28 protein-coding genes are annotated in these 23823 nt (G+C 69.8%); 11 read left to right on the forward strand and 17 right to left on the reverse strand.

The window, feature by feature from the left end:
- Positions 1 to 51: 51 nt before the first annotated feature.
- Positions 52 to 864 (reverse strand): hypothetical protein, encoded by an 813-nt coding sequence (locus IF22_RS32930; protein ID WP_081883751.1) that lies wholly within the window; start codon positions 862 to 864, stop codon positions 52 to 54.
- Positions 865 to 947: 83 nt separating this feature from the next.
- Positions 948 to 1151, reverse strand: a complete 204-nt coding sequence (locus IF22_RS0108460; protein WP_030330129.1) for a hypothetical protein — start codon at positions 1149 to 1151, stop codon at positions 948 to 950.
- A 176-nt stretch (positions 1152 to 1327) separates the two neighbouring features.
- On the opposite strand from IF22_RS0108460, the gene IF22_RS0108465 reads away from it, so the two are divergent.
- Positions 1328 to 1825, forward strand: coding sequence for an NUDIX hydrolase (locus IF22_RS0108465; protein ID WP_030330131.1), 498 nt, complete (start codon positions 1328 to 1330; stop codon positions 1823 to 1825).
- A 3-nt stretch (positions 1826 to 1828) separates the two neighbouring features.
- Here the strand turns inward: IF22_RS0108465 and IF22_RS0108470 are convergent, their stop codons facing one another.
- The 3 genes from IF22_RS0108470 to IF22_RS0108480 are packed head-to-tail and all read right to left on the reverse strand — an operon-like array spanning position 1829 to position 4153.
- Positions 1829 to 2785 carry a hypothetical protein gene (locus IF22_RS0108470; protein WP_245233570.1) on the reverse strand — a complete coding sequence of 319 codons (957 nt, stop codon included), beginning with the start codon at positions 2783 to 2785 and terminating at the stop codon, positions 1829 to 1831.
- Between the two features lie 31 nt (positions 2786 to 2816).
- Positions 2817 to 3827, reverse strand: coding sequence for a hypothetical protein (locus IF22_RS35610; protein WP_209444513.1), 1011 nt, complete (start codon positions 3825 to 3827; stop codon positions 2817 to 2819).
- Entirely contained in the window at positions 3821 to 4153 is a 333-nt protein-coding gene (locus IF22_RS0108480) for a PadR family transcriptional regulator (RefSeq protein WP_030330137.1), read from the reverse strand. Before IF22_RS0108480 ends, IF22_RS35610 begins: the two co-directional genes overlap by 7 nt.
- A 165-nt stretch (positions 4154 to 4318) precedes the next feature.
- Here IF22_RS0108480 and IF22_RS0108485 point away from each other — a divergent pair, with 165 nt between their 5' ends.
- Entirely contained in the window at positions 4319 to 4909 is a 591-nt protein-coding gene (locus IF22_RS0108485; RefSeq protein WP_081883752.1) for a GrpB family protein, read from the forward strand.
- Positions 4910 to 5051: 142 nt separating this feature from the next.
- Here IF22_RS0108485 and IF22_RS0108490 read toward each other — a convergent pair whose 3' ends face one another.
- Complete coding sequence (locus tag IF22_RS0108490; protein ID WP_030330141.1) at positions 5052 to 5642, reverse strand: GNAT family N-acetyltransferase; 591 nt, start codon at positions 5640 to 5642, stop codon at positions 5052 to 5054.
- Between the two features lie 65 nt (positions 5643 to 5707).
- Between IF22_RS0108490 and IF22_RS0108495 the strand changes: the two genes are divergently transcribed.
- Positions 5708 to 6592 carry a transglutaminase domain-containing protein gene (locus IF22_RS0108495; protein WP_030330143.1) on the forward strand — a complete coding sequence of 295 codons (885 nt, stop codon included), beginning with the start codon at positions 5708 to 5710 and terminating at the stop codon, positions 6590 to 6592.
- Here the strand turns inward: IF22_RS0108495 and IF22_RS0108500 are convergent.
- From IF22_RS0108500 to IF22_RS0108510, 3 genes are all read right to left on the reverse strand, one after another.
- Positions 6579 to 7520: a redoxin domain-containing protein gene (locus IF22_RS0108500; RefSeq protein ID WP_051708256.1), complete on the reverse strand. Its 942-nt coding sequence runs from the start codon at positions 7518 to 7520 to the stop codon at positions 6579 to 6581. The two genes, IF22_RS0108495 and IF22_RS0108500, sit on opposite strands and share 14 nt — an antisense overlap.
- Positions 7521 to 8744 carry an epoxide hydrolase family protein gene (locus IF22_RS0108505; RefSeq protein ID WP_030330146.1) on the reverse strand — a complete coding sequence of 408 codons (1224 nt, stop codon included), beginning with the start codon at positions 8742 to 8744 and terminating at the stop codon, positions 7521 to 7523.
- Between the two features lie 198 nt (positions 8745 to 8942).
- Complete coding sequence (locus IF22_RS0108510; RefSeq protein ID WP_030330148.1) at positions 8943 to 9722, reverse strand: SDR family oxidoreductase; 780 nt, start codon at positions 9720 to 9722, stop codon at positions 8943 to 8945.
- Positions 9723 to 9863: 141 nt separating this feature from the next.
- Here IF22_RS0108510 and IF22_RS0108515 point away from each other — a divergent pair, with 141 nt between their 5' ends.
- On the forward strand, positions 9864 to 10484 hold the full coding sequence (locus tag IF22_RS0108515; RefSeq protein ID WP_030330150.1) for a TetR/AcrR family transcriptional regulator: 621 nt from the start codon (positions 9864 to 9866) through the stop codon (positions 10482 to 10484).
- A 42-nt stretch (positions 10485 to 10526) separates the two neighbouring features.
- Here the strand turns inward: IF22_RS0108515 and IF22_RS0108520 are convergent, their stop codons facing one another.
- Positions 10527 to 11375: an SDR family oxidoreductase gene (locus tag IF22_RS0108520; protein ID WP_030330152.1), complete on the reverse strand. Its 849-nt coding sequence runs from the start codon at positions 11373 to 11375 to the stop codon at positions 10527 to 10529.
- A gap of 132 nt (positions 11376 to 11507) precedes the next feature.
- On the opposite strand from IF22_RS0108520, the gene IF22_RS0108525 reads away from it, so the two are divergent.
- Positions 11508 to 12110 (forward strand): TetR/AcrR family transcriptional regulator, encoded by a 603-nt coding sequence (locus tag IF22_RS0108525; protein ID WP_030330154.1) that lies wholly within the window; start codon positions 11508 to 11510, stop codon positions 12108 to 12110.
- A 55-nt stretch (positions 12111 to 12165) separates the two neighbouring features.
- Entirely contained in the window at positions 12166 to 13083 is a 918-nt protein-coding gene (locus tag IF22_RS0108530; RefSeq protein WP_030330156.1) for an expansin EXLX1 family cellulose-binding protein, read from the forward strand.
- 50 nt (positions 13084 to 13133) lie between these two features.
- Here IF22_RS0108530 and IF22_RS33645 read toward each other — a convergent pair whose 3' ends face one another.
- Genes IF22_RS33645 through IF22_RS0108545 form a run of 3 tightly spaced genes read right to left on the reverse strand, consistent with a single transcriptional unit; the run spans position 13134 to position 16095 of the window.
- Positions 13134 to 14507 (reverse strand): hypothetical protein, encoded by a 1374-nt coding sequence (locus tag IF22_RS33645; RefSeq protein WP_156057389.1) that lies wholly within the window; start codon positions 14505 to 14507, stop codon positions 13134 to 13136.
- A 53-nt stretch (positions 14508 to 14560) separates the two neighbouring features.
- The gene (locus tag IF22_RS0108540; RefSeq protein ID WP_030330159.1) at positions 14561 to 15757 is read right to left on the reverse strand and encodes an RNA polymerase sigma factor; all 1197 of its coding nucleotides are present in this window, start codon (positions 15755 to 15757) and stop codon (positions 14561 to 14563) included.
- Positions 15754 to 16095 carry a YciI family protein gene (locus IF22_RS0108545; protein WP_030330161.1) on the reverse strand — a complete coding sequence of 114 codons (342 nt, stop codon included), beginning with the start codon at positions 16093 to 16095 and terminating at the stop codon, positions 15754 to 15756. The genes IF22_RS0108540 and IF22_RS0108545 overlap by 4 nt, the downstream gene beginning before the upstream one ends.
- A gap of 236 nt (positions 16096 to 16331) precedes the next feature.
- Here IF22_RS0108545 and IF22_RS0108550 point away from each other — a divergent pair, with 236 nt between their 5' ends.
- Both IF22_RS0108550 and IF22_RS0108555 read left to right on the forward strand, forming a co-directional pair.
- Positions 16332 to 16688 carry a hypothetical protein gene (locus IF22_RS0108550; protein WP_156057391.1) on the forward strand — a complete coding sequence of 119 codons (357 nt, stop codon included), beginning with the start codon at positions 16332 to 16334 and terminating at the stop codon, positions 16686 to 16688.
- Positions 16689 to 16823: 135 nt separating this feature from the next.
- Complete coding sequence (locus IF22_RS0108555) at positions 16824 to 19619, forward strand: TIM-barrel domain-containing protein (RefSeq protein WP_030330165.1); 2796 nt, start codon at positions 16824 to 16826, stop codon at positions 19617 to 19619.
- Between the two features lie 58 nt (positions 19620 to 19677).
- On the opposite strand, the gene IF22_RS0108560 is transcribed toward IF22_RS0108555, so the two are convergent.
- A complete protein-coding gene (locus IF22_RS0108560; protein WP_030330167.1) occupies positions 19678 to 19941 on the reverse strand; it encodes a hypothetical protein in 264 nt (87 codons plus the stop codon).
- Positions 19938 to 20270, reverse strand: a complete 333-nt coding sequence (locus IF22_RS0108565) for a hypothetical protein (protein WP_307857800.1) — start codon at positions 20268 to 20270, stop codon at positions 19938 to 19940. Before IF22_RS0108565 ends, IF22_RS0108560 begins: the two co-directional genes overlap by 4 nt.
- Before the next feature lie 243 nt (positions 20271 to 20513).
- Between IF22_RS0108565 and IF22_RS0108570 the strand changes: the two genes are divergently transcribed.
- The 3 genes from IF22_RS0108570 (at position 20514) to IF22_RS0108580 (ending at position 21791) form a co-directional block, all read left to right on the forward strand.
- Positions 20514 to 21320, forward strand: a complete 807-nt coding sequence (locus tag IF22_RS0108570) for a helix-turn-helix domain-containing protein (RefSeq protein ID WP_030330170.1) — start codon at positions 20514 to 20516, stop codon at positions 21318 to 21320.
- Positions 21307 to 21498 carry a DUF397 domain-containing protein gene (locus tag IF22_RS0108575; protein WP_030330171.1) on the forward strand — a complete coding sequence of 64 codons (192 nt, stop codon included), beginning with the start codon at positions 21307 to 21309 and terminating at the stop codon, positions 21496 to 21498. Before IF22_RS0108570 ends, IF22_RS0108575 begins: the two co-directional genes overlap by 14 nt.
- A gap of 101 nt (positions 21499 to 21599) precedes the next feature.
- The gene (locus IF22_RS0108580; protein ID WP_030330172.1) at positions 21600 to 21791 is read left to right on the forward strand and encodes a DUF397 domain-containing protein; all 192 of its coding nucleotides are present in this window, start codon (positions 21600 to 21602) and stop codon (positions 21789 to 21791) included.
- A 286-nt stretch (positions 21792 to 22077) separates the two neighbouring features.
- Here IF22_RS0108580 and IF22_RS0108585 read toward each other — a convergent pair whose 3' ends face one another.
- Both IF22_RS0108585 and IF22_RS0108590 read right to left on the reverse strand, forming a co-directional pair.
- On the reverse strand, positions 22078 to 22788 hold the full coding sequence (locus IF22_RS0108585; RefSeq protein ID WP_030330174.1) for an SDR family oxidoreductase: 711 nt from the start codon (positions 22786 to 22788) through the stop codon (positions 22078 to 22080).
- A 78-nt stretch (positions 22789 to 22866) separates the two neighbouring features.
- Positions 22867 to 23823, reverse strand: coding sequence for an aldo/keto reductase (locus tag IF22_RS0108590; protein ID WP_209444514.1), 957 nt, complete (start codon positions 23821 to 23823; stop codon positions 22867 to 22869).

The raw sequence follows: 23823 nt of genomic DNA on the forward strand, positions 1-23823 counted from the left end.
CCGCTTCCGGTGACCGGCCGGGAATTCCACCTGGCAAGAGGTGGTCCGTGCTCAGCCTGTCGCCTTCCGGGCGGCGGAGCGGGCGCCCTTCGGTGCGGTGGCCCGAGCGGCGACCGGCCGGGCCGGCGACTTGCGGGCGGTCACCTTGCGCGCCGGCGCCTTGGCCGCGACGGTCTTCTTCGCCGGGGCCTTCTTCGCCGCCGCCTTGCGGGCGGTGGTCGACGAGGTGCCGGTCGCCTTCGCGGCCGGGGCCTTCTTGGCCGGGGCCTTGCGCGCGCCGCCGCTGGGGCGGGTGGACGCGGTCTTCTTCGCCGCTGTCGTCTTCTTCGCCGCTGTCTTCTTGGCGGCGGACGCCGTGGTCGCGACCTTGCGCGCCGGGGCCTTCGCCGCGGTGGCGGTCTTACGGGCGGGGGCCTTCGCGGCCGTGGTCTTCTTCGCCGCCGAGGCCGTCGTCTTCTTCGCCGCGCTCGCCGTCTTCTTCGTCGCGGCGGTGGTCTTCTTCGCGGCGGTGGTGGTCTTGCGCGCCGCCGACGCCGGAGCGCGCTTGGCGGTGGCGGTCGTCTTGCGGGTGGCGGCAGCGGTCTTCGCCGGCGCCTTCTTGGCCGCGGCCGTGGTCTTGGTCGTGGTCCGCTTCGCCGGTGCCTTCTTCGCGGGGGCCTTCTTCGCCGCCGTGGTGGTCTTCTTGGCCGGCGCGCGGCCTGCCGCACCGGCCGCCTTGCGGGCCGGTGCCTTCGCGGCACCGGCGGTGGACTTGCGCACGGGGGTGGTCCGGCTCGCCGCCGTGTTCCGCTCCGCCGCGGCGGTCTTCTTCGCGGTGGTGCGTCGGGCGGCCGGGCGCTTGGTGGCCTGCTGTGCTTCGGCCATCGTGGTTCCCTCCTCGGGGGACGTGCTCTCGCGTGCGTCCTCGCGGAGCACGAAATGCCTCGGCGCGAGCCGTCCCGCGCCGCCTATCTGTCGTCCCCGGCCCAACGAGCGTCCTCGGCATCCCACGCCTCGTTCCGCTCCTGCACTCGTTGCAGGGCGTTCTCGGCGTCGGCCGCCGAGTCGTACGGCCCGAGAACGTGCTTCGCCGGACACACGTTGGCGTCCGTCTCGACCCGGTGATGTCGGGTGCACCAGTAGAACTGCCCACCACGTTCGCTGTCGCTCATGGGAATCACTGTGCACCGCGAACCGGCCGGCCGCCACCGGATCGCACAAGTCGCCGACGATCTCCACAGTAGATATGCATCGGCTCTGTCGGGCCGAAACGGCGAAACGCGTGGGACTGGAACACCAGAAGATGCGCAGGTGAGCCGCGCGGTGGCGTCCCCTCTATGATCGCCGGATGGCGATTCCGGACTACATCGTGGGCATGCGCAAGCACGTCGGCCACGACCTGCTCTGGCTGCCGAGCGTCAGCGCGGTGGTCCGCAACGACGCCGGTGAGCTGCTGCTCGGACAGCGCGCCGACGACGGGCGCTGGTCGGTGATCAGTGGTTTCGTCGAGCCGGGCGAGCAGCCGGCCACCGCGCTGGTCCGCGAGGTGCGTGAGGAGACGGGGCTGGACGTGGCGCCGGTGCGGATGTCCAGCGCCGTGTCGCACCCGCACACGTACCCGAACGGGGACCGGTGCGAATACCTCAACCTGGGGTTTCTGTGTCGGCTAATGGCCGGCACCGCCCGGGTCAACGACGACGAGTCGCTGGACGTGCGGTGGTTCCCGTTGGACCGGCTGCCCGAACTGGACAAGCACGCCCTGCTGGTCATCGCGTACGCGCTGCGGGAAAACCAGTTGGCCGGTTACCTGGAGCCGGGCACGACGTGGGACGACGTGCCCGACTGAGGTTCACACCGGGGTCGGCGCGAGGGCGACGGGCACGGCGGGCGCGGACCGGGCCGCCCGAATGGTGTACGCGAGCGCGTACGGCATGCAGGCCAGGTAGAACATCGGCTCCAGCAACAGGCGGTCGGTGATCAGGAAGATCTCCCACGACGTGGGGCGGGGCAGGCCGAAGTTCCAGTCGGTCCAGCAGGCGAAGAGCCACAACGGCGCGGAGATCCGGTCGACGCTGTCCGCTGTCATCGCGTCGGCCGCAACGGTGCCAGGCCCCGGAATGGTCTGGATCACGAAGAGGATCACGGCCAGGTCGGCGGCGACGAGCGCGCCGACGAGGCCCACCGACCAGGCGACGCCGACCCGGCCCCGGGCGGCGAGGCTCGCCGCAGCCCAGAGGGCCAGCGTCAGGCCCGCCGACCAGAGCAGCAGACCGGGTACGAAGCTGCCGAGGACACTGCCGTTGATGACGGACATGAGCCCGAGTGCGGCCACACCGACGGGGAGCACCACGCCGAGCGCGATGCGCAGTGGCCCGTGCAGTGCGGTGTGCCGGGCCGACCGTGCCGTGTACTTCGCCAACAGCACCGCGAAGCCGAGGATCAACATCGACCAGAGCGGCAACTGCACCGCGCTCGACCAGCTCACCAGCATCGACAGCCAGTTGTAGACCTGCGCCATGGCCAGCGCGCTGACGACCACGATCGCGGCGCAGGCGAGGGGGGCCAGGAGCAGGGCGGCGGCGGTACGGCGGGCCCGCTGATGCATCAGGCGGCGGTCGAGGAGCGGGGCACCGGCTCGGCTGACGGCGAGGCTCGCCGCGAAGCCGACCATCGTCGTCCGGCGACCGTTCTCGGCGAGCACGTGCAGCTCGGCGGCCCATTCGCGGCGCAGGTCGTCGCGGACGTCGGCCGGCCAGCGGCGCGCGGCCAGCCCCAGCAGCAGCTCGGCGATCCGACGGGTCAGCATGCCGGCGCTCCGGTGGTTGCTCGCGTGGCGTTCACCCGTTCGCCGCTCGGGTGCCCGGGTTGGGCTTTCGGCTCGACGTGGACGTCCAGCCGGTGGCGCTGCGCGTCGCCCCCAGAGCGGCGGGCGCGAACCGGGCCGCCCGGATGGTGTAGGCGAGCGCGTACGGCATGCAGGCCAGGTAGAGCATGGGCTCCACCAGCACCCGGTTGGTGATCAGGAAGATCTCCCACTGGATCGGCCGGGGCAGGCCGAAGTTCCAGTCCGTCCAGCAGGCGAAGAGCCACAGCGGCGCGGAGATCGGGTCGACGCGTTCCCGTGCCTCGATCACCGGACCGGCGCCGATTCCGCCCGGGTAGGTGTCGACGACGGGGAGGATCACCGCGAGGTCGGCGGCGACGAGCGCGCCGAGGACGCCCACCCACCAGGCGGCGCGGAGGCGACCCCGGGCGGCGAGGCTCGCCGCGGCCCAGAGGGCGAGGGTCAGGCCGGCCAACCAGAGCAACAGACCGGGTACGGCGCCGGCCAGGCTCTCGGGACTGGTGACGCGCACGAACAGGATGACGGCCGCGCCGAGCGGGATGACCACGCCGAGCGCTATGCGCAACGGACTGGCGAGGGCGGTGTACCGGGCCCAGCGGGCAGCGAACACCGCCAACACGACCGCCAGCACGATGACGACAGTCGTCCAGATCGGCTTCTGCGCCCGCTCCGCCCAACCTGCCCGGAACATCAACCAGTTGTAGACCGGGAACATCACCAACGCACCGACGGCCACGATCCCGACGCAGGCGATCGGGGACAGCAGTAACGCGGCGACAGTGCGGCCGGTTCGACCACGCATCAGGGTGCGGTCGACGAGCGGGGCACCGGCACGACTGACGGCGAGGCTCGCCGCGAAGCCGACCATCGTCGTCCAACGACCAGTCTCGGCGAGCACGTGCAGCTCGGCGGCCCATTCGCGGCGCAGGTCGTCGCGGACCTCGGCCGGCCAGCGCCGGGCGGCCAACTCCAGCAGCAGCTCGGCGGCCCGGCGGGTCACCACGCTGGCGCCCCGGTGGGTTCGGTGACGCCCCAGGACGGACGACCGTCGGGGATCGCGGCCCGCAGCTCGGCGAGCGTCCGTCGGGCCTGCGCCACGCCTTCGGCGGTCAGCCGGTAGTAGCGGCGAGCCGGTCGGCCGGCCGTGGCGGGGTCGATCGCCTCCCAGTCGGAGGCCAGCCAGCCGGCCCCCTGCAGCCGGTGCAGCACCGGGTAGAGGGTGCCGCTGGGCAGGCCGGTCAGTCGCATCAGGTCCAGCCCGTAGTGCTGCTCGTCGGGCTCGGCGAGCAGCGCCGCGAGCACCTTCGCGACCGGAATCGTGATCCGCATCCGACCACTGTATCGGAACTCTACATAGGGTGGGAGCACCTTCTCCGCGCGTCGGTCGGGTGGGGCCGCATCGATCGTCGTGGCGTCGCCGCCGCACCGCGCGGTCGGCTGGCGGCGCGGCGGTCACGTAGTCTGGCGGACTTTGCTTCTTCCGAGGAGGTTGACGTGGCCGAGTACCCGCAGGACGTCGTGCAGCGCTTCCACGCCACCCCCGAACAAGTCGACGCCGGCCTGGTCGGCGAGCCGCCCCGGACCTGGGCGTCCATCGTCATCGAGGAGTACGACCCGGCCTGGGCGCAGCGATTCGCCGCCGTCCGCACGTCGATCGTCGAAGCGCTGGGCGACGTGGCCCTCGGTGTGGAACACGTGGGGTCCACGGCGGTGCCGGGGCTGGCGGCCAAACCGATCATCGACGTCGACCTCACCGTCGAGGACACCGCGACGGAGCCTGCCTATCTCCCCGCGCTGGAGCGGCTCGGGTACCGGCTCGTCCTGCGCGAGCCCTGGTGGCACGGGCATCGGATGCTCGTCGGCCCGGCCGAGGACGTCAACCTGCATGTCTGGCCGCAGGGCGCGCCCGAGCCGGTCCGGCACCGGCTCTTCCGCGACTGGCTGCGCTCGCATCCGGACGACCGGGAGCGGTACGCCGAGACCAAGCGCCGCCTCGCGCGCGACACGGCGCACCGGCCCCGCGACTACAGCCTGGCGAAGAACGACGTGATCGACGAGATCTACGCCCGCGTCTTCGCCGCCTGACGACCTCGTGTCGCCGCCGTCCACGCGCAGATCTTGGACAGTTTCCGTTACTAGCCAACGGAAACTGTCCAAGATCGGGCGGTGGGCCGCGGGTGCGGACCGCCAGCCGACGGTCCGGGGTTGATCCCCCAACCGTGACGTTTCAGCGCGGCGGCTGCTGCATGATCCAGGTGGGCACCGGCTCGGACAGGGAGCCCACCACCTCCCAGCCGGCCCGGCGGTACAGCTCGACGTTGCCCGGGTTGCTGGTCTCCAGGATCGCCGGCAGGCCGTCGGCGGCGGCACGAGCCAGCCCGGCCCGCATGACGGCCCGACCCCAACCGCGTCCGGCGCTGTCGGGGTGGGTGCCCAGGACACCGAGATACCAGAACGGGTACGTCGGCAGGGCGTCGTGCACGGTGTCGTCGTAGCCCTGCACCCGGGCCAGCACATCGGCCGGGTAGGGATCTTCCTTCGGCGACCCGGACACGACGGCCGGCACGATGCCCGGCTGCTCGGCCGCCGGCGGCTCCCAGATGGCGGCGGACGCGCCGGCACCGATCGTCCAGATCGACGACCAGTGCACCCGCTTGTCGAAGAGGTTCCCGAAGAAGATGGCGGCGTAGCGCGGGTAGGTCTCCTCGTCCGGGAACAGGAACCGCAGCACGGGGTCCTTGACGAACGCGGCGACCAGCGAACCGACCACCGCGTCGCGGTCGGCTGGGGTGGCGATGGTGATCTCGGGCGTTGTCACAGCAGTCGACACTAGCCGGAAATGCGCCTTGACCCTGACACGGTGGCGGGCCGAAGACTGCCGCCATGAACCTCGATGACTACCGAAACCACTCCCCCTACAGCGCTCCCGGCCGGCACGGCGGGCTCCTCGACGCCGTGGCGACCGACATCCCCACCGTGGCGGCGACCGTCCGCAACGTGATCGTCCACTACCGGGCCGGCGGCGTGGAGCTGCCCGACGACCGGCTGGAGGAGGTGAACCACCGTTGGATGGACCGCATCCTCGACACCGACCAGTCCCGTTTTCCCCTGCCGCTCACGAGCGGGCGCCCGGCAGCCGAACGGGTGGCCGGCTGCTGCCGGGACCACACACTGCTGTCGGTCGCGATCCTGCGCCAGCACGGCATTCCCAGCCGCAGCCGGGTCGGCTTCGCCTCCTACTTCACGCCCGGCTGGCATCACGATCACGTCCTGGTCGAGTACTGGAACGGCCACCGCTGGGTCTGGGCGGACCCGGAGCTCGACCCGGCTGGCGACTGGCGGTTCGACGGCTACGACATCGATCCGGGGGCGGGTCTCTTCGATTCGGCGGCGCGGGTGTGGTCGGCGTACCGGGCGGGGGCGACCGATCCCGACGTCTACGGCGTGGCTCCCGACCTGCCGGTCCACGGCGCCTGGTTCATTTACAACTACGTCATGCACGAGCTGGCCCATCGGCAGAAGGATGAGCTGCTGCTGTGGGACAGCTTCGGCGCGATGACCGACGACCTCGCCGACGCCGACCTCACGCTCGCCGACGAGATCGCCGCGCTGCTGCTCCAGGCGGACGACGGCGACGAGGCCGCGGAGAAGGCGCTGGCCGACCGGTACGCCACCGACAGCCGGCTGCGTCCCGGCGCTCGGGTGCGCAGCTTCTCGCCGGTCTCCGGCACGGTGAGCACCGTCGAGCTGCGCGTCAGCCGAAGGTGAAGGCGTACGCCTCGGCCCCGGGCTCGCCGAACGTGATCTCCAGGGTCCGTTCGCGGATCGCGTCGTCCTGGCGGACGAGCTGGTAGAGGCGGCCGTCCTGGAGGACGCCGTTGCCGTCGGCGTCGACGTCGACGCCGTGCGACGGGCCGGGAGCAGCGCCGTCGAGCAGCACCCGGAACGGGATCGACCGTCCCGCCCCGGGGGCGAGCACGAGATGCGCGTCGCGGGAGTGGAACCGGACGGCGACGCCGCCGCCGGCCCGGTCGAGCACGACGTTCTCCGAACCGATCGTCCACTCCCCCGCCAGGGCCCACTGATTGAGGTCGAGGCTCTGCGGCACCTGGTATTCGCGGCGTTCGTCCAGCGCCGGCTCGTTCGGCGACGCGAAGTGTTCACCGCGACTGAAACCGAGGTACGTCTCGGGCGTGCGCAGGTTGGCCCAGTCGGCCTCCGCCTCCGGGCCGACCCCCTCGACGGGTACGGGTGCGCGCTCGATGCCGAGCAGTTGTTGGAGCACCCGCTCGGACTGCTCGTAGCGTCCCTCGCCGAAGTGGTCGTCGCGGATGACGCCGTCGGTGTCCACGAAGTAGAGCGCCGGCCAGTAGTGGTTGCCGAAGGCACGCCAGATCACGTAGTCGTTGTCGACCGCCACCGGGTAGTCGATGGACCGGGCAGCGACCGCCCGCCGCACCCAGTCGACGTCGTGCTCGAAGCCGAACTCGGGCGTGTGCACCCCGACGACGACAAGCCCGTCGTCGCGGTAGGCGTGCGACCAGGCGCGCACGTACGGCTCCTGGCGCAGCCAGTTGATGCAGGTCAGCGTCCAGAAGTTGACCAGGACGACGCGTCCGCGCAGGTCGGCGGGGCCGAGTGGCTCGGAGTTGAGCCACTCGGCCGCCCCGTTGAGCGGGGGCAGGTGCACGGCCATCTAGCGCAGCGACCGGAAGGCGGTGCGAAGCTCTTCGGAGAAGATCTTCGGCTGTTCCCAGGCCGCGAAGTGCCCGCCCACGTCGAGCTTGTTGTAGTAGATGAGGTTGGAGTACGCCTGCTCGGCCCAACTCTGCGGCGCCTCGTACAGCTCGTCGGGGAAGACGCTCACGGCGACCGGGATTTTCACGCCCTTGGCGGCGAAGAACGACAGCTTGTTCTCCGCGTACAGCCGAGCCGAGGAGACCCCGGTGTTCGTCAACCAGTAGAGCGAAATGTTGTCGAGGAGGTCCTCCGGCGTGATGCCTCGGGGCTGCCCGGCGACGGACTCGGAAATGAGCTTCAGGCTGGCGGCGTCATGGTCGAGCATGTAGGTCGCCAAGGCGACGGGCGAGTCAGCCAAACCGGTCAGCGTCTGCGCGCGTCCCATCTCAAGGGCGTAGCTGGAATGCTTCCAGAAGAAGTCCGCCTGCTCACAGGCGCGCCTCTCATCGTCGGAGAGGTTGGACGGGAGCGAGGCGAGGGGATTGTTAGCACCAGTGATACCGGACTGGAGCATCGCATCGATGTCGGGCGGATACACACCCGGCATGTTGGTGTGAATGCCGATCAGTTCCGGAGGTGCCTGCACCCCCATCAGATCCGTGATGAGCGCACCCCAGTCGCCACCCTGCGCCACGAATCGCGTGTAGCCCAGGCGTTTCATCAACTCGATCCAGGCGGTGGCGATGTGTTGCGGGTCCCAGCCGGGCATGCTCGGCTTGCCGGAAAAGCCGTAACCAGGCATCGACGGGATCACCAGATGGAAGGCATCCGAGGCGCTCGCGCCGTGCTCGGTGGGATTGGTGAGCGGGTCGATGATCTTCATCTGTTCGATCACCGAGCCCGGCCACCCGTGCGTGACGATGAGCGGTAGGGCGTCCTCATGCTTCGAACGGATGTGGAGGAAGTGGATGTCGAGGCCGTCGATCTCGGTCATGAACTGTGGTAGGGCGTTCAGCCTCGCCTCGACCTTGCGCCAGTCGTACTCTTTTTCCCAGTAACGCGCGAGGGCCTGCATTGTGGCAAGCTGCACTCCCTGCGACTGGTCGTCCACCGTTTCCTTGTCCGGCCAGCGGGTGGCTTTGATGCGCCTTTTCAGGTCGTCAAGGTCGGCCTGGGGAATGTCGACCGAGAACGGCCGGATCTCCGTGGTGCCCGGACGAGTCTTGGTTTTGACAGCCATGCGTTTTTCCTCTCCGTCTAGGTTTGCGCCTCGCGAGGAGAAAGCATCGGGTGCAGGCTCTGCCCGGACTCAGGTGCCAATGAATGGGCACGCCGCCGCCATATCTCGGAGCCTAGTGTCGGCCGACCGCGATGGTCGGCGAAGTCGACACTTGCTCAACTGCCTTCCGGACGGCGGTCGACACAGCGGACAGCGACCTCATGCGGTCTCGGCCTGGAGGGCGGGGCCGAGGAGGAGTCCGCCGTCGATGACGTACTCCGAGCCCGTGATGAACGACGCGTCCGATGAGGTGAGGAACAGGAGAAGTCGGCTGACATCGGTCGGCTCCCCGAGCCGGGGGATCGCGAACGGCTCGGGTGAGTAGAAGTCGGCGATTGCCGCGACTGCGCCAGCTGCTGGTTCGTGGATGAAGGGGGTCGATATCACGCCGGGGTGGATGGTGTTCACCCGGATGTGGTCGCGGCCGAGCTCGAGTGCCGCCGTTTGGGTGAGGCCTCGCACGGCCCACTTACTGGCGACGTACGGCGCGTAGTGAGCCGTGCCGCCCAGGCCCATTGTCGAGCCGATGGTGACGATGGCTCCCCCTCCCGCCCGGCGCAGCGCGGGGGCCGCGACCTTGATGCCGAGGAAGGTCCCGGTGAGATTGATGTCGAGGATGCGCGACCACGTGGCCTGCTCGGTGTTGTCGATCGTCGCCGGCGGGTTCTGCACGCCGGCGTTGTTGACGAGCACGTTCAGGGCGCCGAAGGCGCTCTCGGCGGCCAGCACAGCGGCGGACCACGAGCTCTCGTCGGTGACGTCGAGGCGGGCGAAACGAGCGCGGGTTCCCAGCTCGTCGGCGAGAGCGGCGCCGCGCTCGGCGTCGATGCCGCCGATCACCACGTTCGCTCCCTCGGCGTGAAAGGCGCGCACGTGGCTCGCGCCCTGGCCGCCGGTTCCACCGGTGACGAGCACGGTCTGGTTGTCGAAGCGGGGCATCAGATGCTCCTTCGGTACGGGGGTGGATGACCGTCGTGGTGATGACCGGGCGGCCAGTGGTGAGCCGGTCGACTCACCGCTGGCCTGACACTAGGCGGACGGCAGAGGCGAGTCAAGCCACTCACCTCGTATGCTCGGCCCATGAGCAGGGCCTTGACCACGTATCACCAGCGCGTCGCCCAGGAGAAGCGGGCGCTGATCGTGACGGCCGCGACCGCGCTGTTTCTCGAGTTGGGCTACGACCGGACGTCGCTGGCGCGGATCGCCGAGCGCTCAGGAGTTTCGCGGGCCACCCTGTTCAAGCAGTTTCCGAGCAAGGCCGCGCTGTTCGACGCCATCGTGACCGAGTCCTGGTCGACGGCCGACGAGGAGGACCCTCCGCCCACGGGCAACGTCGTTGCCGGGCTGAGCATCATCGGCCGCCGTTACGCCGCACTGCTGGGCCGCGCCCAGATGACCGACCTGTTCAGGATCGTCATCGCCGAACTGCCGCGGTTCCCCGAGCTGGCCCATGCGCAGTTCTCGCGCGGGAAGATGCCCTACTTCGAGTCCGTCCGCAGCTACCTCCTGGCTGAGCACGAGGCGGGAACGGTGCGGGTCGAGGACGCCGAACTCGCGGCCACCCAGTTCCTGGGCATGATCTCCAACTACGTCTTCTGGCCGACGCTGCTGGTGCCGGGCTGGGAGGTGAGCGCCGAACGCACCGCCCAGGTGGTCGACGAGGCCGTCCGCACCACCGCCGCCCGATACGCCACGACGTGACCACCGACGTCCGCGCACGGCACCGACGCCCGGCAGGACCGGTCACGGGCGCTCGACGGCTTTTTCGGCGGCGCGACTGACCTGCTCCCAACCCGCCCAGGTGTCCATCCGCTGGCGGGAGATGTCGAACGCCAGGTCGTACACCATGCTGCCGAGCAGGAGTCGCAGCGGCGGGTCGTCGCTGTCGACCAGCCGCAGCAGCGCCTCGGCGGCCAGCCGGGGTTCGCTGTCGATCGAGCCTTCCGCCCACTGGCGTTCCATCTCGGCACGCAGTGGTGCGTAGGCGTCCATCGGAGTGGTGGCGCGCACGCTGGTGTAGAGGTCGGTCCAGTAGCCGCCCGGCTGCACGATGCTGACGGTGACGTCGAAGGCCGCCGCCTCCATCGCCAGCGCCTCACTCATCCCTTCCAGGGCGAACTTGCTCGCGCTGTACAGGCCGGTGCTGGGGAAGCCGCCGAGCGCGGCGATGCTGGAGACCTGCACGATGTGGCCGGACCGCTGGGCGCGCAGGTGTGGCAGCACCGCCTGGCTGACCCAGAGCGCGCCGAAGAGGTTGACCTCGAACTGGGCGCGCGCCTCGGCCTCGGTGAACTCCTCGATCATGCCCATGGACAGGGTGCCGGCGTTGTTGACGACGATGTCGAGCCGACCGAAGTGCTCGACGGCGGTGCCCACGGCCGCGATCACGGCCGCGCGGTCGGTGACGTCGAGGGTCAGGGCCAGCAGCCGGTCGGCGTACTTCTCGTCGAAGTCGCGGTGCGCGATGGTCCGGGCGGCGGCGACCACCCGGTCACCGCGGTCGAGCGCGGCGTCGGCGAAGGCGCGGCCCAGGCCGCGGCTGGCGCCGGTGATGAACCAGGTACGGGGGGCGGCGCCGGAGGGGGTGCGCATGCGAAGCCTCTTTCCTCTTGACGAGACGAAACGAGACGAGACGGTTCGTCTCGTTACGGCTGAAGGCTAGACGCACCCCGACACCACGTCAAGACGAGACGGTCCGTCTCGTCGTTGCTATCGTGGTGCCCCATGACGCCCAACACCGCCCGCCGGCGCGAGACCTCGCGGCGCGCCATCCTCACCGCGGCCTTCGACCTGCTTCAGGAGACGGGGTACGCGAAGCTCAGCATCGAGGGCATCGCCGCGCGGGCCGGCGTCGGCAAACAGACCATCTACCGCTGGTGGCCGTCGAAGGGCGCTGTCATCTTCGACGCCTTCCTCATGCTCAGCGAGGCCACCGAGGGTGGGCCGCCGACGCTGCCGGACACCGGCGACCTGGCGGCGGACCTGACAGTGGTGCTGCGCGCGACGGTCGAGGAGATGAACGACCCCCGCTTCGAGCAACCGATGCGCGCGCTGGCCACCGAGATCGCGCTCGACCCCGAGCTGGCCGCGGCGTACGCCGAACGGTTGGACGGGCCGTTGAAGGAGGCCAAGCGGCAGCGCCTGCGCAGCGCCCAGCAGGCGGGCCAGATCGCCGACGACGTCGACCTCGACGTGGCGGTGGACCTGATCTGGGGGCCGCTGCTCAGTCGCTGGCTGCACCGCAGCGGCCCGCTCACCGCCGAGTACGCCGACCTCGTCGTCAGCACCGCCCTCAACGGATTGCGCCCCCGCCGATCCGACGAGTGACGATCGGTGGGACGACTTTGCGCTGCCGCAGCGTGGTGCGGCAACATCAGGCGCCGTGACGGCACCAGGCACGGCCCCCGACAACGATCTCCCGGCCCGCACGCCCCGGGTGAGTCGGCGGGTCAGACACTGGTTGGCCGGTGCCGGGGTGGCCACCCTGGCCGCCGTCCTCGGCATCACCCTCGCCGTACGCGGCGGCGCCACCCCGGCCTGCGCCGCGCCGCCGACCGGTAACGCCGTCCACAAGGGCAAGGCCAGCTTCTACGACGCGGGCCGCTCGGGTGGCAACTGCTCCTTCCCGGGCCCGCCGGCGGACCGGCTCTACGTGGCTCTCGGCGCAGCCCAGTACTCCGGATCGGCGGCCTGCGGCAGCTACCTGCAGGTGAGTGGTCCGAAGGGCACGGTCCGGGTCATGGTGATGGACCAGTGCGGCGGCTGCGGACCCAGCAAGATCGACCTTTCCACCGAGGCGTTCACCAGGATCGCCGACCGGTCGCAGGGCATCGCGCCCGTCACGTACCGGGCGGTGGTGAACCCTTCGCTCGACGGTGGGCTCACCTTCCGGATGAAGGGCGGCGCTTCGCGGTACTGGTTCGCGGTGCAGGTCGGCAACCACGGCAACCCACTGCGCTCGGTCGAGGCGAAGGGGCCGGGTGGCGGCTTCCGCAAGGCCGTCCGCCAGAGCGACAACCACTGGACCATCGAGGGCGGGATCGGCCCCGGGCCGTACAGCATCAGGGTGACCGACGTGTACGGACGCCAGGCGACCGCGACCACCATCCGGATGGTCACCAAGCAGGTGCAGCGCAGCACGGCCACCCTCGCCAGCGCCTCCCCCACACCCGGCAACTCCCCCGCGGCCCCGCCGACCCCCAGCGCCGCGCCTTCGCCGACAGCGACGGAATCGGCAGCGCCGACGGCGACAGTCGAGGCGCTCGCCGGCGCCGCCGGACTCGACGCCCCTCGCTGCTGACCGACCTGCCGAACACCGTCGTCAATCCTTGCGGGCACGCAGGATCCGCCTCAGCGGAACACCCGCGCGACAATCGTCAGTAGCGCCGCACCGAACACCAGTACGCGGTACACCGCGTACACGATCCAGACGCCGAGCATGCCAACGGCGGTGACGATCAGGGCGGGCCCCACGAAGGCCGCTTCCTCCACCACCCAGCCCCCCGCGATCACCACCGTGACCACGACGCCGAGCAGTACGACAGCGCGTCCCACCCCCTTCGACGCCTGCCACAGGGCTGTCGCGTGGGCCCGAGCGGGCCGGGCGCCCGCCGGGGGCATGGTGGGCGATGCCGGTGCCCGCGCCGCCAATTCGTCGAGTTGCCGGCCCGCGGCGCGGTCCCGTTCGTCGGCGGAACGACGCAGCACCGCCTCCAGCGCGCGCAGGTCGTCCCGGTCACGGAGCAGCCCGGTACGTGGATCACCGAGGAGCAGCAGCGGAACCAGGGGTTCCTCGTCCGTCGAGCGAGCGAGCAGCCACGCATCGCCGAAGCCCTTCAGCTGACCCGGTCGCAACACCGTGACGATCCCGGAGAGCAGGCTGATCCGCGGCGATGCCGGAGCGGAACCGATCACCAGGTCAGCGCCGTCGATCATCGCTTCGGTGTCGATCAGGTCTCGGCAACTCTCGGTGAGACGCCGAACGACTGTGGTGACGATGCCGACCACCACCAGGGACACGACCAGCACGATGGCGCCGAGCAGCTCGTTGCGTTGTGTCGCCACGACGACGAGCACCAGCGCCGGGACGAGGACGACCAGGTACCAGCCGACGAACAGCACGGCCCGGCGTCGGTCCAGCCACCGGTTGAGCCGGGCACGCTCGGGCTGGTCCGGAAAGCGCCGCAGGGGAACCCCGTCGGCCGGCGGGACCAGTTGTCGGCTCAGCTGCTGGAAGCGCTCACCCGCCAGCACCGCCAGGTCCCGCGTGAACTCGTCCTCGTCGTAGGCCACCTCAGCGAGTTCGAACAGCTCGATGGCCGGCCGGCCGTCCACCGGGCTCTTCTCGGGCAGCGGGACACCCAGGCTCACCCCGGCCGCCGGCACCAGGAGCAGGCGCGGGCCCCGCAGCAGGTGCCGGCCGGCGGTCGCGGGTGGGTCGGCGAGCACGACCGCGTCGACCTCGTCCCACCGCAACTGGCGGTTGAGCTTCGATGTCCGCACCGACAAGCCTTGCGGATCGACATCGACGCGGAACGGCAACACCGCGTCCCGCACCAGCCGGCCACCTGTCGCCAGGCCGAACGCCACGGCCGCCGCGCTCAGGAACAGGCCGACCCAGGCGACGTCCAGCATCGCGTACGCGATCCCGACAGCGCCGGTGAGCAACAGCATCCCGAACAGCAGGAGGACGAGACGGTCGAAGTACGGCTGCCGTACCTTCACCAGCTCATCGTTGAGCACGAGGTCAAGCCCTCGCCACGAACGGCGAGGTGAGCTCAGGCCCAGTTGAGGCGGTGGCGCAGGAGCGAACGTTCGGCCGGGTTGGTGGCCAGGGCGAGGGCGCGTTCGTCGGCGGTGCGTGCCTGGGTGGTGTCGCCGAGGTCGCGGAGCAGTTCGGCTCGGGTGGCGTGGAACAGGTGGTAGTCGTTCAGTTCACCGGCCAGGGCGTCGACTTCGGTGAGCGCGATTGACGGCCCGCTGACGTAGCGCAGGGCGATCGCCCGGTGCAGCCGAGTGACAGGTGATGGTGCCAGGCGCAGCAGCATGTCGTAGAGCACCGCGATCTGGGTCCAGTCGGTCTCCTCCCACCGGCCGGCCTCCGCGTGGCAGGCGACGATGGCCGCTTGAAGCTGGTACGGGCCCGGTCTTTTCCGCGCTGCTGCCTGGGCCACCAGCCGGCCAGCGGCGGCGATCGACCGGTGGTCCCAGAGAGCTCGGTCTTGGTGCTGAAGCTGGACGATCTCGTGGTCCCGGTCGAAGCGGGCGCTGGCCCGGGCCCGGTGCAGCCGGATGAGCGCGAGCAGACCCGCGACCTCTGGTTCGGTGGGCATGAGCTGATGCAGCAGGGCTGCGAGGAACTCGGCGTCGTCAGCCAGGTCGCGGGATTGGGCCCGGTCGCCGCCAGTGGACAGGTACCCCTCGTTGAAGAGCAGATAGATCACCGCGAGGACCTCGATGAGCCGCGAGCCGAGATCGTCTTCCGACGGGATCCGGTACGGGATGGCCGCGTCGCTGATCTTCCGTTTGGCGCGGGTGATGCGCTGCCCTACGGTGCTCTCCGGAACGAGAAACGCTCGGGCGATCTGCGCGGTGCTCAGACCGCACACCACCCGAAGGGTGAGGGCGACCTGGGCGGCCCGAGGCAACGCCGGATGGCAGCAGGTGAAGATCAACCGAAGTCGGTCGTCCGGTGGTGGCTCGACCGGCCACGCCACCAGCGCGAGCTTGCGTCGGTGACGCTGGTCGCGGCGGATCTGGTCCAGACCACGGCGGCGGGCCACTGTGTACATCCAGGCAGCTGGCCGCTCAGGAATGCCCTCGACCGGCCAATGGGTCAGCGCGGCCTCGATGGCGTCCTGGACGAGGTCCTCCGCGGCGCTGAAATCACCGACCAGATGCACCAGGGACGCGGCGAGCTGGCCCGCGTGATCGCGGACCACGCGGGCCAGTTCGGCGTGTGTCGGTTTGCTCATCCGGCGATGGGACGGATCTCCACCACCGGGCAGGCCGGCCAGGACCTGGCGATCCGCAGCGCCTCGTCAAGGTCGGCCACCTCGATTTCGGCGTAGCCACTGATGATCTCTTTGCCCTCCACGAACGGACCATCGCAAACCAGCGGCTCGCCTCGGTCCAGCCGCAGCGTGGTGGCGGTGTCCGACGGCATCAGGTAGGCGTGATGAGTGATGGTGTCGTGGTGGTCGGCGAACCACTGCTGCACGCGGGCGTAGGCCCGGTTGCGCTCGGGTTCGTCCATGGCGGCCAGGTCGGCGGCGAACTGTGGTGTGTCGACGAACATCAGCACGTACTTCATCGTTCCTCCAGCAGCGGTCTACGGGACGAGGCGGGTGAAGCGCCTCCACCAACCAGACGACCAGCGAGGGCCCCCATCCGACAACCAGCCGAACCTGTTCCCGGGTACCTGTCAACGACCGGGCGCGGCACTGCGGTGACCACACCCCGTTCCGGCGGCGGTCGACCTCCGGCGTCAGGAACGCTGCGAGAGCGAATCCCGGGCTTCCGCCCTCGTACCCGGCGTAGCATCCGGCGGTGATTTCGGAATCCTTCGATACCCGTGGCGGGCTCACCTACGTGGACCGCCTCGACTTCACCCGGGGCAACCCCCTCAGAGCCGTCCGTCGAATGGCCTGGCCGACGGTGAAGCTGCACGCCGATGACAGCACGCTGACCTTCACCTCGCGTACCGGATCAGACACCCTGGAACACTTCTGGGTGACCGCGCTGGCGCACCGCCCGTTCCACGGGCGGTTCCCGCTGCCGGCGACGGCTGTCTCCTTCGAGGTCGAGGGGCGCGACCAGGTCCTGCTGTTCTGGACTCCGCGCGCGGGCGCGGTAGTGCGGGCACTCGGAAAGCTGGGCTGGGACGCCGAAGACGCCGGTCCCTAGACCCCGTACGTGTCGAGCTGCTGACCGGGCGGGAAAGAGAGAAGGGACACCCTCCGACGCATGTTGACAGCCGTTTCGGGCGAGTGACAGCGTTGCCATCGACTCATTTCCTCCATATGAGACGAGGAGCACATCTTGCTCTATCGGCACTCACCGCACCGCCGTGCGACAGCAGCCGCCGCAGTCGGCATTCTCGTCACGGGGCTGGCGCTCGCCCCGTCCGCGCCGGCCCAGGCCAGCCGCGACAAGGCGAAAGACGGGGCCGTTCGGTCGGGCAACGCACGTTTCGAGGTGCTGTCCCCAACCCTGATCCGCACCGAGTACCAGAAGCACGGCAGGTTCACCGACGCCGCCACCTTCAACGCCATCGGGCGCGACGACTTCCCCCGTACGCGTTTCACCCAGCGCGTCGAGCACGGCTGGCTCACCATCGACACCGGCGCGATGACGCTGCGCTACCAGGTCGGTTCGGGGGCGTTCACCGCCGACAATCTCACCGTGCAGCTCAAGACCGGCAAGCAGCTCGTGCAGGGCCAGCCCTGGGCCGGCCACACCGCGCCGGCCTGCGCGTTCGGCGCGCTCTGCGAGGCCGAGTCGCTACAGCTGAACGGCCCCGGTGTGGCGACCGACCACCAGGGACACACCGGGCGCGGCTTCGCTGCCGGTTTCGCCTCGTCCGGCGACTCGGCCACGTTCGCGCTGGACGCACCGGAGGCCGGGACGAAGCAGCTCACCGTCCGCTACGCCAACAGCACCGGCGGCGACGGCCAGAACGTGGCCCGCACCCTCACCGTTCAGGTCGACGGCGACGCCGGCCGCACGCTGACCCTGCCGCCCACCGCGAACTGGGACACCTGGGCCCTGGCCAGCGTGCCGGTCGACCTCACCGCGGGCCGTCACGAGATCAGCATCGTGCGGGGCCCCAACGACTCCGGCAATGTGAACATCGACAGCCTCGCGGTGGTGAACCCGGATGCGGCGTACCCGGCACCGGCCGCGCCCCAGCCGCAGTCGCTGCGGTTCGGCACCCTGGGCGAGGCCGAGACCGGCGCGCTGACCGGCGGCGCGAGGCCCGCGAACGACCACAACGGCGCTTCCGGTACGGGATTCCTGGCTGGCCTGGAAAGCACCACGTCCGCCGTCGCGCTCACCGTGACGGATGTTCCGGCTGCCGGCGACTACCAGCTGCAGATCCGCTACGCCAACGGCCAGGCCGGTGCCCAGCCGAGCCAGGCGCGCACCATGTCGGTCACCGCCGGGACGGCGGCACCGGTCACGGCGACTCTTGCGCCGACCAGCGGGTGGGACTACTGGAACACCGTTTCCGTGCCGGTCCACCTCGACCGCGGCACCACCACCGTGACCCTGGGCTGCCCCACCGACGCCAGCTGCAACGTCAACGTCGACACCGTCGCCGTGACGAGCAAGGACTCCCCGCTGCTCGCCCCGCACGCGCCGCTCGGCGGCTACCGCCGCGGTCTGGACGGCGTGACCGGTGCCGCGCTCACCGCCCCGGGCCTGCTCTACCAGGACGGCTGGTACCTCCTCGACGACTCGGCCTCGGCCCTGCGCGACACCAAGCCCCGGCCCGCCCCTGAACAGGACGGCTACGTCTTCGCGTACGGGCAGGACTTCACCCGTGGTCTCAAGGACCTGTCGACCCTGACCGGGCCCACGAAGCTGCTGCCCCGGTGGGCGTACGGGGTGTGGTACTCCGAGTACTACGACCGCACCGCCACCGAGTTCCAGGACCTGGTGAACCGGGCCAAGGCCGAGGGTGTGCCGCTGGACGTGCTCGTCCTCGACACCGACGTCAAGGCCCCGGACAAGTGGAACGGCTGGAGCATCGACCCCACCCGCATCCCCGACCCGAAAGCGTTCTTCGCCTGGGCGAAGAAGCAGGGCCTGCACACCGGCATCAACATCCACCCGAGCATCCTCGGCTCGGACCCGAAGTTCGCGCAGGCGCAGGCCACCGCGAAGGGCAAGCTGCAGCGCGTCGGCTGCAACGGCGGCCCCGACTGCTACGCGTTCGACTTTGGCGATCCGGACCAGCTCAAGGCATACATGCAGCTCCACGACGGGATGCTGCCGAAGGGCAGCAAGGGCCCCGACCTGTGGTGGCTGGACTGGTGCTGCGACAACACCAAGTCCTCGCTCGCCGGGGTGACCGGGGACGCCTGGATCAACCAGCAGTACGCCGACAAGACCGGCTTCGCCTTCTCCCGGGCGTACGGCTCGCTGCAGGCCGGCGGTTACGGCAGCCCGACCCCGGTGTCGACCGGACCGTGGGCCGACAAGCGCACCACGCTGCACTTCACCGGCGACACCACCTCCGACTGGTCGACCCTGCAGATGGAGGTCGGCTACACGCCGGGCGAGTCGGCAGCGACCGGGCTGGCCGCTGTCAGCCACGACATCGGTGGGCACACCGGCGGCCTCCAGGAGCCGGGCACCGAGCCGGGCAGCACCAAGCTGCCCGACGACCTCTACGCCCGGTGGGTCCAGTTCGGCACGTTCCAGCCGATCGACCGGCTGCACTCCAACCACAGCGACCGGCTGCCCTGGCAGTACGGTCCGGCGGCCAACGCGTCGGCCAAGAAGTTCCTGAACCTGCGCAAGGAACTGCAGCCCTACACCTACGCCGCCGCCAAGGAGGCCACCCGCACGGGCACGCCCATCGTCCGCTCGATGTACCTGGCGTACCCGAATGAGCAGGCCGCGTACGCCACCGCCGGATCCCAGTACCTCTACGGCCCGGACTACCTGGTCGCACCGGTGACGACGCCCGGCACCACCGCCACCACGTCGGTGTGGTTCCCGCCGGGCAACAGCTGGACCGACATCTTCACCGGGAAGACGTACCGGGGCGGCACCACGCAGAACATCACCACCACCCTGGACACCATGCCGGTGTTCAAGAAGCACTGAGACGGCGCTCCTGAGACCGGCCGGGTGGGTTGCCCCACCCGGCCGGTTCGTCTTCCGGCTAGCCGTGTGACCGCCGAGTCATCGACAACCAGCCGAGGAACCGGGCGTGCAGTGCGGCCAGGTCCGGGCACAGCCCCAGGCCGTACGCGTCGTCGAGCGCCTCCCGCATCGACACGGCCAGGTAGAACGCCAGCGCGATCGAATGGCCGTAGAACTCCGCCGCGAGGGCGAGCTGGGCCGGGCGGCACGGCCAGGGCGCAGCACAGTTTCGACACAACCACGCCGGGCGCATCGGCAGGTGCGGGCGGGGACGCACGCTCATCCGACCCGCACCGGAGATCGCCGCCGTTTGACCGGCCTGCTCGGTGCGACGGGCAGGGCCTGCAATCGCACGCCCGCGCGCAGCACGTACAGCTCGCGGCGCGCCACCGCGTCGCCCGCCGCGTTCAGCTGGTAACCCTCAAACCAGACCCACCCGTGGTACGTGTGCCGCTCGGGCAGCTCACGGATGACGCGTACGAAGATCGGGTGCAGGAACTGCACGCTCGCCGCGGTGGTCAGACAAACCACGTCCCCGGCCTTCATCTTCGGGTACGCGCCCGGCGTGCTGACCGGCTCCGGAATGGGCTTCTCGGGTTTGTCGTCGGGCACGGTCTCCCCCTTCGATGCCGTTGGGAAGGGGCCGCTCCCGTGAGTGCTCGCCCGTCAGGAGCGGCCCCGCTACGAACGCGACCGCCGGGTTTCGTGGTCCTCACCAGCCGCGCCGCCTGGTGACACTCTGCTGTGGAGACCACTACGCTCGGAAGGTGCTTCCGTCGTCCGGGCTGACCTGGCTAAACGGGGTCCAGACGTGTGGCATCTCGGGTAGTCGATCTCCGATTTGAGGAGCGTTGAATGGCTGACGTGCCGAGCCCTCTCGCGGACTTCATCGTGAGCGAGATCCGCCGCGCTCGCGGAGCGTCCGGAATGACGCAAGAGTCGTTCGGCCGGGCAGCGGGCTTCAGCGCCTCACACGTCAGCGCCGTGGAAAGCGGCACCCGGGCACTCACGATGGACTTCATCCGGGGAGCCGACCGCGCCTTCAACAACGACGGGTTGTTCGGACGCCTGGTGGTGAAACTCGGCGCACCGTCGTGGTTTCTGCCGTGGCTGGACGCCGAGCGCGGCGCGCGACAGCTTCGTCTGTTCGAGCCGCTCCTGATCCCAGGCCTACTCCAGACCGAGAACTACGCCCGCGTCGTGATGCGTTTGAACGACCTCATGTCCGCCACCGAGGTCGACCAGCAGGTCAGCGCCCGGATGAGCCGACACAAGATCCTCACCGGCGACGCACCACCGCAGGTGGTGGCCGTGCTGGACGAGTCAACGCTGCGCCGCGCCGGCGACGAGCACTCCGGCATCATGGCCGAGCAGATCGCCCACCTCATCACCGTCGCCGAGCTGCCGCACGTTCACATCCACGTGATCCCGGCGGGCGCTGGCCTCCACATCGGGCTGTCCGGGCCGTTCGCGCTCGCGCGAGCCGGCGACGGGGCCTGGGTTGGGCACCTCGAAAATCAGCTGGGCGGCATCGTGGTCGATAACGAAGATGGCCTTCATACTCTTCAGACGAGGTGGGAGAACGTAAGGAACGAGGCACTCCCGCGCCGACAGTCCAACGAGCTGATGAAGGAAGTGCACAGCCATCATGGACCTCACTAACGCCACCTGGCGCAAGTCCCGGCGCAGCGGATCGTCCGGGGGCAACTGCGTCGAGGTCGCCGACAATTTGCCCGGCGTCGTCGGCGTACGGGACAGCAAGGACCCTGCCGGCCCGGCCCTGACCTTCGGTCCGGCGGCTTGGCGGGCGTTCATCGCCCGGCTCGTCGAGCGACCGTAACTGCCGCGACGGGCTTCGCGCCGAACCAAGGTGCCGCAATCGGGAACGTCACAGATCACTGCGGCAGTCCATCGACCTGCTGAAGGAGGGTGAGAGCCATCATGGACCTCAGTAACGCCCGGTGGCGCAAGTCCACCCGCAGCGGCGCGAGCGGCGGGAACTGCGTCGAGGTGGCAAGCAACCTGCCCGGTGTTGTGGCCGTCCGCGACTCGAAGGACGTCGCCGGACCAGCACTGGCCTTTCCCCCAGCCGCCTGGGCCGCGTTCGTCGCCCAGCTCACCGAGCGGCCGTAGCGCCCGTCCCCGAGGGGGATTGGGCGTGGGCGCATTGGGCTGGCATGCCCACTTGGCGCACTGTCGAGATCCCCTATGCAGTTGCCGGACGCCTCGCGCCCATCAGCTGGCCCGCCAACTGCGGTTTTCGTAGCGGCGGCAGCCACCGCCTCGTCTTGGGTCGGCGCGACCTTCGAGACTCGGCGGTGGCTGCTGCAACGTCTACGGACCAACGACACCGTCACCGCAGTTCACAGCAGACCTTTCCTGCAATGAGCCCTTGCCTGCTGCGCGGGAGGCGGTGGTGTCAGCCGAAGAGGGCGGCGGAGATGTCGGCGTAGAAGAGCGCCGGGTCGCGGGAGAGCGAGGCCTTGACCTTGGCGGTGGGGCTGTCGGCGATTACTTCGAGCTTGCCCGCCTCCAGGCCGTCCAGGGCCATGGCGACCACCTCGTGGGGTGGGAGTTTGGGGATGTCGTAGGCGGCCATCATGTCGGTGTCGGCTATCGCCAGGGCCAGCGCGGTGACCTGGGTTTTCTGGTCGGCCAGCTCAAGTCTGATGCCGTTGGTGAGAGACCATTCGGCGGCTTTGGAAGCGGCGTAGCCATTGCTGGCAGGGGCGAAGGTGTACCAGCTCAGCGCTGAGATGACGTTGAGAATGGCACCCCCGCCGAGCCGGGGAGCAAAGGCGCGGGTGACGTTGAGGGTGCCCCAGAAGTTGGTGTCGAACTCGCGGCGGATGTTTTCCGTGGAGGGGCCGAGCAGCGGCGCGTTCGTGGAGATGCCGGCGTTGTTGATGAGGATGTCAAGTTCGCCCACCTCGGCTGCCGCAGCCTCGATGGACGTCGGGTCGGTGATGTCCAGCTGAAGGGGCACCACGCCGGGGATGTCGATGCTCTCGGGCCGGCGGGCGGTGGCGTAGACGGTGGTGGCACCGCGGGCGACGAGAGCCTCGGCGAAGGCCTTGCCGAGCCCACGGTTGGCACCTGTGACGAGGGCTTTCGTACCGTTGATCTGCATGCCCTCCACGCTAAAACCTCACGTTAACGTCAGAGGCAAATCTCTGCGAGGTGGGTCACTGTGCGGCCGCGGGGCCCTTCAGCGGTGGTCATGAGCGGGGGGCGTGGGCTGGCCGAGGGCCGCTTGCGACTCGTCGACGAGTCCGGTCAGGCGCGCGACCTCGGTGTCGGTCAATTGTTCGGCAACTTCGGAAGCTGCGATGTTGGACCGCAGGTGGTCGGTACTGCTCGTGCCGGGGATGACGACCATGGAGGGCGAACGGCGCAGCAGCCAGGCCAGTGCGATCTGGGCCGGTGTGGCACCGAGGCGCTCTGCCGGGCCGGTCAGCTCGGGGTGGCCGCTGAGCCGTCCGGCGGCCAGCGGGAAGTAGGGGATGAAGAGGATGCCCTGGGTCTCGCAGTCGGCGAGGACCTGGACGCCGCTGCGGTCAAGCAGGTTGAAGCGGTTCTGCACCGCCGCGATGGGGGTGATCTGCTGGGCGCGGGCCAGCACCTGCGGGGACGCGCCGGACAGGCCGATGCGGCGGATCAGCCCCTGGTCTCGCAGCTGGACGAGTGCGCCGAGCGAATCCTCCAGCGGTACGTCCTGGTGCGCGCCGGGGGTGTCGCCGACGAGTCGGAGGTAGGTCAGCTCGCTCGCGTCCGTTCCCATGTCGGTGAGGGCCTCGTGAACCTGCCGCCGGATCGTCTCCGGGCGACCGTCGACGACCCAGGACTTGTCCGGGCCACGCTCCGCGCCGACCTTGTTGCCCACGATCACGCCCTCGGGGATCGGCCCCAGCGCCTGCCCGATCAGCTGGTTTACCGTTCGTGGGCCGTAGGCGTTCGCGGTGTCGAAGAAGGTCACGCCCAGCTCGACAGCCAGGCGCAACACCCGCCGCGCCGCCTCCGGGTCGTCCGGGAATCCCCAGACCTTGGGGCCCGCGAGCTGCATGGCGCCGTATCCCACACGATTCATCGACCTCTCCTGCCGTATCACTGCGACGGTATTTCCCGTATCGCTGCCGAACCAGTGATACGCCTTATGCCGTAGCAT

Source organism: Micromonospora parva (assembly GCF_000718515.1).
Taxonomy (GTDB): Bacteria; Actinomycetota; Actinomycetes; order Mycobacteriales; family Micromonosporaceae; genus Micromonospora; species Micromonospora parva.

What these genes read in the sequence shown, in the direction of transcription:
- IF22_RS0108465 (WP_030330131.1), top strand. Translation starts at nt 1,328, where the DNA reads ATGGCGATTCCGGACTACATCGTGGGCATGCGCAAGCACGTCGGCCAC.
- IF22_RS0108500 (WP_051708256.1), bottom strand. Translation starts at nt 7,520, where the DNA reads ATGGCCGTGCACCTGCCCCCGCTCAACGGGGCGGCCGAGTGGCTCAAC.
- IF22_RS0108505 (WP_030330146.1), bottom strand. Translation starts at nt 8,744, where the DNA reads ATGGCTGTCAAAACCAAGACTCGTCCGGGCACCACGGAGATCCGGCCG.
- IF22_RS0108525 (WP_030330154.1), top strand. Translation starts at nt 11,508, where the DNA reads ATGACGCCCAACACCGCCCGCCGGCGCGAGACCTCGCGGCGCGCCATC.
- IF22_RS0108470 (WP_245233570.1), bottom strand. Translation starts at nt 2,785, where the DNA reads ATGCTGACCCGTCGGATCGCCGAGCTGCTGCTGGGGCTGGCCGCGCGC.
- IF22_RS0108460 (WP_030330129.1), bottom strand. Translation starts at nt 1,151, where the DNA reads ATGAGCGACAGCGAACGTGGTGGGCAGTTCTACTGGTGCACCCGACAT.
- IF22_RS0108560 (WP_030330167.1), bottom strand. Translation starts at nt 19,941, where the DNA reads ATGAGCGTGCGTCCCCGCCCGCACCTGCCGATGCGCCCGGCGTGGTTG.
- IF22_RS0108575 (WP_030330171.1), top strand. Translation starts at nt 21,307, where the DNA reads ATGGACCTCACTAACGCCACCTGGCGCAAGTCCCGGCGCAGCGGATCG.
- IF22_RS32930 (WP_081883751.1), bottom strand. Translation starts at nt 864, where the DNA reads ATGGCCGAAGCACAGCAGGCCACCAAGCGCCCGGCCGCCCGACGCACC.
- IF22_RS0108495 (WP_030330143.1), top strand. Translation starts at nt 5,708, where the DNA reads ATGAACCTCGATGACTACCGAAACCACTCCCCCTACAGCGCTCCCGGC.
- IF22_RS0108480 (WP_030330137.1), bottom strand. Translation starts at nt 4,153, where the DNA reads ATGCGGATCACGATTCCGGTCGCGAAGGTGCTCGCGGCGCTGCTCGCC.
- IF22_RS0108580 (WP_030330172.1), top strand. Translation starts at nt 21,600, where the DNA reads ATGGACCTCAGTAACGCCCGGTGGCGCAAGTCCACCCGCAGCGGCGCG.
- IF22_RS0108545 (WP_030330161.1), bottom strand. Translation starts at nt 16,095, where the DNA reads ATGAAGTACGTGCTGATGTTCGTCGACACACCACAGTTCGCCGCCGAC.
- IF22_RS0108520 (WP_030330152.1), bottom strand. Translation starts at nt 11,375, where the DNA reads ATGCGCACCCCCTCCGGCGCCGCCCCCCGTACCTGGTTCATCACCGGC.
- IF22_RS0108585 (WP_030330174.1), bottom strand. Translation starts at nt 22,788, where the DNA reads ATGCAGATCAACGGTACGAAAGCCCTCGTCACAGGTGCCAACCGTGGG.
- IF22_RS0108515 (WP_030330150.1), top strand. Translation starts at nt 9,864, where the DNA reads ATGAGCAGGGCCTTGACCACGTATCACCAGCGCGTCGCCCAGGAGAAG.
- IF22_RS0108540 (WP_030330159.1), bottom strand. Translation starts at nt 15,757, where the DNA reads ATGAGCAAACCGACACACGCCGAACTGGCCCGCGTGGTCCGCGATCAC.
- IF22_RS0108570 (WP_030330170.1), top strand. Translation starts at nt 20,514, where the DNA reads ATGGCTGACGTGCCGAGCCCTCTCGCGGACTTCATCGTGAGCGAGATC.
- IF22_RS0108590 (WP_209444514.1), bottom strand. Translation starts at nt 23,823, where the DNA reads ATGCTACGGCATAAGGCGTATCACTGGTTCGGCAGCGATACGGGAAAT.
- IF22_RS0108510 (WP_030330148.1), bottom strand. Translation starts at nt 9,722, where the DNA reads ATGCCCCGCTTCGACAACCAGACCGTGCTCGTCACCGGTGGAACCGGC.